Origin of the sequence: Okeania sp. SIO2F4 (assembly GCF_010672385.1) — a bacterium.
In the GTDB taxonomy this organism is placed as follows: Bacteria; Cyanobacteriota; Cyanobacteriia; order Cyanobacteriales; family Microcoleaceae; genus Trichodesmium.
The window spans coordinates 1-6,480 of sequence record NZ_JAAHGT010000544.1; the positions used below are offsets into that span (position 1 = coordinate 1).

The following is a 6,480-nucleotide window of genomic DNA, read 5'->3' on the forward strand; positions in this document are numbered from 1 at the left end:
AACAAATCTTACAAGAAGGAGTAGAAATTGCTGAACAACTAGGAATTGAAATTGGGGAACAACTAGGTGAACAACGTGGAATTGAAATTGGGGAACAACGAGGCATAATTTCTGGAATAGAAATCGGATTAGAACTAAAATTTGGTGAATCAGGAAAAGAGATATTTTCCGAGATTAATACTATTGAAAATATTCAGGTTTTAGAAACAATTCTTGCTTCTCTCAAAACTGTGGAAACTATCGAGCAATTGCGCCAAATTTATCAGTCAGATTCTTAAAAAATATCTTTTGAAAAAAGTCTGAATTTCGTTTGCTTCCCTACTTCCTTATTATTCCCAATTATTCCCATTCTTAAAGTTGGTGGGGAAGAAGCAACTGTTAAAAATATCTTCTGAACAAAAGTGCGGATTTTATTAATTATTTGTCAATTAAACCCACAGTTATCAAAATTTTATCAAAACAAAATTATGAATTATCTTGCACAAATTGCCAATAATTTCTGGATGGGAATATATCTAAAAATTCTTGCTTTTGTCTTTACCTACAGTGGATTAATTCATATTGCAAATATAGTAGGTTTCGGCGAACAACCCTGGTTAGAAACTCCTCTAACTTGGCAAATAGGAGATATAGTTTATGGAATACTTGATATTGTTGCTGCCATCGGTTTATGGCGAGGAAAAGCTTGGGGAATTATTTGCTTTTTAGTGGGAATTATTTCTCAGTTTGCGATTTATACAGTTTTTATTGATTACTTTGCTTTTACCCAACAACAGCGAGAAACTATTTATGGTTTATTAGGAACAGAAGTAATTTTACTGTCAGTATTTTTAGTTTTATTATTGTGGAGAAAGTAGTCATACCGTTTCACGGAAGTTAAAAGTCAAAAGTCAAAAGTCAAAAGTAAGATTTTGTACGCTCAAAACTTTAATGCTACAGTAATTTCCGGAAATTACTTCACCTATTGGTTTTGAAACTATTTGTGACATATTTAAAGTAAATTGATATCAGAGAGTATTTTTATTAGAAATTGATATATGTACAAATTGTATCTATCGTCTGGTAATATATAAAATTGTGATTTAAAGTTTACTGTGCAAAGAACACAGAAAAAAATGAGGAAAAAATAGGGTCTCAAGCCTCTCCTTTTAAGGGTAAAAAAAGTAAGCTTCAGTATTTCAAGCCTCCCTATTGCATGAGGTACTGATAACTAATAACTGATAACTGATAACTGAAATGCCTGAATCTCAAACCGGACGAATGTTACTTTCTCACAATTTTGAACTTTCAGAAAATACAGTACCTGAATTAAACCGAGACGAATTTGCTCAAGTATTTATCGATGGTTTAAGCAAATATCCACAGCTAAAATGTCGGCAATTAAATCATCCTCATTGGATGGTAGAAATTTTATTTGAAACTCAGATTTTTTCTCCGCCTCAAGTTGGTGAAAAATGCGCTGAAGCATTAATAGAAAAACGGATAACTCAAAAAAATGGCAAGGATTTAATTGTAGATGTATTGATTCTAGGAGGTTTGAAAAAAACTCCTCCATTAAGTGATTCTCCTGATACTCTCCAACCAGGAGAATGGGGTGTTGATGTTGTGGAAACTCATGCAGCAGAAACTTTTCTCAATACTCTCCAGTGGGATGAAAAAACAGCCGGTAAAACAATTGAAAATATTTTCAAAGTAGAAATGAAAAATATTCTTGCCTAATTTATTTATGATTGTAAGCATTCAGCAATCAGCTATTAGCTGTCAGCCATTAACTTATTCTTTTTGAAGGAAGAATCAAAGTTAAAAGATTCAGCAAAATTTAAAAATTCCTCTAAAAGTATTCTTTGCTAATCTTTCTTAATTAATTAGTTTTAGTTGGTTGGTGCAGAATTATTACGAAGAGAAAGCTAAAAACTGAAGGCTAATATCTGAATGCTTACCGAAAAATTAAGATATAAAGCCTCTCCATTCAAAGAAAAAAATTCCTTTTAGCCAATCCTCTTCTTTATAAGAAGAGGTAATTATTAATTATTGAACTCTTCCTCTTATCAATAGCTGATAGCTGATAGCTAATAGCTGATGGCTGAATGCTTACGGAATGATATTATTATGAAACTTATTTTAGTAGCTCCCAACCCACTTTTGTCTAACGCTTTTCAAGAAAATTTTCATTATTTACCCAATATAGAAATCATTAATAACTATTTTGAGTCAGTGCCAGAATATGACTGTTTAGTAAGTCCAGCTAATTCCTTTGGACTTATGGATGGTGGCATGGATGCGGCAATTATTAGATACTTTGGTGATTATTTAATGACTTTAGTTCAGCAAAAAATTTTAGATGAATATTTGGGAGAACAACCTGTAGGTACATCCATGATAGTTGAAACAGGTCATCCTCAACATCCCTTTCTTGCTCATACTCCTACCATGCGAGTACCCATGTCTATTGCTGGTACTGATATTCCTTACGTCGCCATGTGGGCAATGTTACTTGCAATACGACGCCATAACCGTCAGCAAGAGAAACAAATTAGAACAGTTGTCTGTCCAGGGTTGGGTACAGGAATCGGTCAAGTTTCCTATCAGGAAGCAGCTAGACAAATGGCTCTTGCTTATGACCATTTTGTTTATCCGCCTAAATCAATCAACAATTTTATTGCTGCAGAAAGACAACTCCAAATTTGGGAAGAAGGAGATTTGAACAAGGAGGAATAAAAGTTATTTTTAGCTATACTTTAAAATGTTAAACTTAACTACGCTAAATAAATACTTATAATATCATTTCTCTTTAAATAAGTAGATAGGTCTAATTAAAAGTTCAAAAAATTGTAGGGGCGGGTTTAACCGAAAGCCTTGACATAAGAACGAGCTAGTTATCAAAACCCGCCCTCTAATATTACGTTTATTTATGCTCACCTAACTTACTCAAAAATGAAAGTTATTAGGGAGTAAGGAGTAGGATAAATTTGCTAGATTCTATCTCCAGAGAGAAGATAAATTTTATTATATCTAATTAATCAGACTCGCTCTAATCCAAATAAAAAATATGACTAAAAAATTCAATCGACGTTCATTTATTGGGTACATTTCAGCCACTTTAGCAACTAGCTTATTATTAAAAGCTTGTGCTGATTCTCCTTCGACTATGATTCTCACAGAAAATCCTGGTAATGATTCTACAGATTCCGATGGTAGTTCCGAAACTTTTAAAATTGCTATTGCTTTGCCTGGAGTTATTACCGATGGAGGATGGAATCAATCTGGTTATGAAGGAGTAAAAAAAGCAGCCGAAAAATTAAATGGTGAGATGATTTATGTGGAAAATGTGGCTCAACCAGACCAAACAGAAACTCTTTCTGATTTTGCCAGGAAAGGTTACGATTTAGTGGTTGGTCATGGCGGACAATTTGATGCTGCTATTCAACAAGTAGCTAGTCAATTTCCAGATACATTTTTTTTGGGAGTTAATGGTAATATTGCCGGGGAAAATTATGCTTCGGTAACAACAAATTATTTTCAAGTTGGTTATCTTGCTGGTGTGGTTGCTGGTTTGATGACTAAAACTAATAAAGTTGCTTATATTACGGGTTTATCTTTTAAGGGAACTAACTTACAAGGTCGGGCATTTGAGTTAGGAGCTAAGTCTGTAAATTCCAGTGTTGAAGTTGTGATTAGTTACACTGGAGATTTTAATAATATTGCTAAAGGAAAAGAAGCAGCTTTGGCTTTAATTTCTACAGGAGTTGATGTGATTTATCACTTATTAGATAATGCTGCTCCGGCAGTTTTACAAACGGCACAAGAAAAAGGAATTTATGCAGTGGGTAATACTACAGATCAGTTAGATGTTGCCCCAAAAGCAGTATTGACCAGTGCAGTGCAGGATGTCGGAGGAGCGATCGCTTACGTTGCTAATTTGGTGAAAAATAATCAAGTTAAAGGAGAAAAATATGTTTTAGGAATTGAAAATCCAGAAATTACTAAGTTAGGTCGTTTGAATGATGTTTTGCCAGAGAAAGTTAAGCAAAAATTAGAAGAAACTCAGCAGCAAATGTTAGCTGGAGAATTGCAATTTGTAGATTGTTCAGAAGGTAGTCAAGAAAAAGTTTGTATTAAATAAAGGAAGAATTTATTAATGGATAATGGATAATTACCTCTGGTTAAAACCGTTCTTGATTGAAGATAAGGAAATATTATTTCTTTACTTTCTCCTTAAAAGGAGAGGCTTTAAACCGAATTTATCAATTATCAATTATCCATTGGTAAGAAGGAAGAGGGAATAAGGAAGAAGTTTGTCATATTTTTTCATAACAAAAACATGTTTTTTTATACTAGGCGTGATAAATATAGCGGTCTCAAAACAGAGTAGAATTTTAGTGCTTATTTTCCTTATTTACCCTTAACTGAAGTTATTCCGGAATCTCGCCATCTCTATCAAAACCTAGGTAGAAATTAAACCATAAAAGCATTTCGTAATTTGGTAAGAAAGCAAATTATTAGTTAGTAGGATAGGCAAATCTATAATGAACTATCAAATAGAATAACGAGTCATATTTTTACGATTGTAGAATAGTTTCTAGTATTTTATTATTGATGTTTGTTTACTGTGCTAGACTCTAAATGATACATATTTATCTATTTTAAAAGACTTTTTATGGTAGATCCAGCAGAATTAGTAACACTCTTAGCTCCCTCCTTACCATACTTAATTAAAGGAAGTGAAAAAATAAGTGAAGGACTTTTGCGAGAAGTTGGAAAGGATACATGGGAAAGAGCAAAAGCTATTTGGCAAAAGCTATGGCCAAAAATAGAGTCTAAAGAAGCAGCTAAGGAAGCAGTAGAAGATTTAGCTAAAGAACTTAATGACGAAGATGCAAAAGCTGCTCTAAGGCAACAATTGAAAAAAATACTGGAAACTGATGAAACTCTAGCACAAGAAGTCAAACAATTAATGAAAGAAAAGAATCCCACTTCCACTGGTATCAATATTGAACAGACAGGAAATTTTCATCAGACAGCAGGAGACAACGCAAAACAGATTGGTCAAATTGGTTCAGCAGGCAATATTAGTATGTAGATAGTTAGCATAAATAATGTCTGAGATTAATCAAAATGCTGGTGATAATTCCAATCAGATTGGTAATATTCATCAAGCAAAAAATATCTACATGGGCTGTACTTTTAATCCCCTTAATAAGGGGGATTTAGATGATTCAATTTTACGCAGACTAGGCGTTTCAATTTTTCTTGTATCAGTATTTTTATTCTGGGGATTAATGGCAATAGTTAATTGTATTCCAGTTATTAATTCTGTTATTAATTATTTTATTTTTATTAGTTTTCCATTTGCCGAACTTAGTAATTTAATTAAATGTTGCTTAGGAGGAAATTTTGAAAATAAAATTAATCATTATGCACAACAAAAACTACAAAGTAAAAAAAGAAAGAATAATGATAGTAGGAACAAAGAATATATCAAAAATCTGAACAATAAAGTTTATGTATACTGGCTTTGTCTAGAAATTATAGATAGACTTGGTGGTGGTAATTTTGAGGGACATAGAAGAATATTTGAAAACATTGAGTTCTTGGAGCAAAAAATACTAGAAACCTTGGAAAAGCTTCCAAGGAAATGCAAAAAAATTTTAAACTTTCACCAAATTAAAATCAGGCCGAACAACCATGTAGAAGTGAACAAAATTATTCGTAAAATATATCGTAAAACAAAAAATACTCCAGGTATAAAATACGAAGATATTTTGAAGCAGGTGAATCAAGAAATCGAAAGTAATTACACAAAAATTTGTCCGTCTGTATTGAAAAATTTGTATACAACAAGACAATTAATTGAGATATCTTTAGCTTCAGATATAACAAACAAAGCAGAAAATAAATATATTTGGGATGTAAAGAGTAAAAATTATCATTACAGTAAAGACTGTCAATATTGGAAAGCATTAATGTACGACCATTTAATTAATTATGATGCACAACGTGAAATAATTGTTAGTAAAAATAAAGCTGATATTCACAGGGAAAGTAAATCACGCAATGTGGAAATAAATTTGTGTTCTCTATGCCAAGAGCAGATAACTAAATAGAACTGTAAAGTCTTACTTTTTAGAAGAATCCACTATACTGAAAATCTATGTAAGTTTTTCCCACTCGTAGTAATTATCAACAACTCAATTTATCTAAACAATATAATATATTCGTTTAACGCTACGCGATATTTTTGCGGAGCATTCCGTTTTCGCAGCATTTTGAAGGAAAGGAAAAAGCACAGTTACGACCCAGGAGGCTAACTGATAACTGATAACTGATAACTGATAACTGAAATGACATACTTACGTCTAGAAAATATCACAAAAAACTTCGGAAACTTTCTCGCCAACGATAATATTAATATCTCTATTGCTGCTGGTTCCATTCATGCCATTCTAGGAGAAAATGGTGCAGGAAAAACCACCTTAATGA

The 6,480-nt window shown here is 32.5% G+C and carries 7 protein-coding genes and 1 pseudogene; all 8 read left to right on the forward strand.

The window, feature by feature from the left end; translation table 11 throughout:
• Positions 1–278 (forward strand): annotated as a pseudogene (locus tag F6K22_RS27055) (transposase); the annotation flags it as partial.
• Positions 279–467: 189 nt separating this feature from the next.
• Positions 468–857, forward strand: a complete 390-nt coding sequence (locus tag F6K22_RS27060; RefSeq protein WP_293105209.1) for a DUF6163 family protein — start codon at positions 468–470, stop codon at positions 855–857.
• Positions 858–1,236: 379 nt separating this feature from the next.
• Positions 1,237–1,719: a DUF2656 domain-containing protein gene (locus tag F6K22_RS27065; protein WP_293105212.1), complete on the forward strand. Its 483-nt coding sequence runs from the start codon at positions 1,237–1,239 to the stop codon at positions 1,717–1,719.
• Positions 1,720–2,109: 390 nt separating this feature from the next.
• Positions 2,110–2,718: a macro domain-containing protein gene (locus tag F6K22_RS27070; RefSeq protein WP_293105215.1), complete on the forward strand. Its 609-nt coding sequence runs from the start codon at positions 2,110–2,112 to the stop codon at positions 2,716–2,718.
• Positions 2,719–3,049: 331 nt separating this feature from the next.
• Positions 3,050–4,123, forward strand: a complete 1,074-nt coding sequence (locus tag F6K22_RS27075; protein WP_293105218.1) for a BMP family protein — start codon at positions 3,050–3,052, stop codon at positions 4,121–4,123.
• 534 nt (positions 4,124–4,657) lie between these two features.
• Positions 4,658–5,080, forward strand: coding sequence for a hypothetical protein (locus F6K22_RS27080; RefSeq protein WP_293105220.1), 423 nt, complete (start codon positions 4,658–4,660; stop codon positions 5,078–5,080).
• Positions 5,081–5,096: 16 nt separating this feature from the next.
• Entirely contained in the window at positions 5,097–6,104 is a 1,008-nt protein-coding gene (locus F6K22_RS27085) for a hypothetical protein (protein WP_293105223.1), read from the forward strand.
• Positions 6,105–6,341: 237 nt separating this feature from the next.
• On the forward strand, positions 6,342–6,480 hold a 139-nt coding region (locus F6K22_RS27090; protein ID WP_293105226.1), incomplete at its 3' end, for an ATP-binding cassette domain-containing protein.

Bases quoted from the DNA above. Each gene is read 5' to 3' on its own strand.
- F6K22_RS27070 (WP_293105215.1), top strand. From the start codon at position 2,110: ATGAAACTTATTTTAGTAGCTCCCAACCCACTTTTGTCTAACGCTTTT.
- F6K22_RS27075 (WP_293105218.1), top strand. From the start codon at position 3,050: ATGACTAAAAAATTCAATCGACGTTCATTTATTGGGTACATTTCAGCC.
- F6K22_RS27060 (WP_293105209.1), top strand. From the start codon at position 468: ATGAATTATCTTGCACAAATTGCCAATAATTTCTGGATGGGAATATAT.
- F6K22_RS27085 (WP_293105223.1), top strand. From the start codon at position 5,097: ATGTCTGAGATTAATCAAAATGCTGGTGATAATTCCAATCAGATTGGT.
- F6K22_RS27080 (WP_293105220.1), top strand. From the start codon at position 4,658: ATGGTAGATCCAGCAGAATTAGTAACACTCTTAGCTCCCTCCTTACCA.
- F6K22_RS27065 (WP_293105212.1), top strand. From the start codon at position 1,237: ATGCCTGAATCTCAAACCGGACGAATGTTACTTTCTCACAATTTTGAA.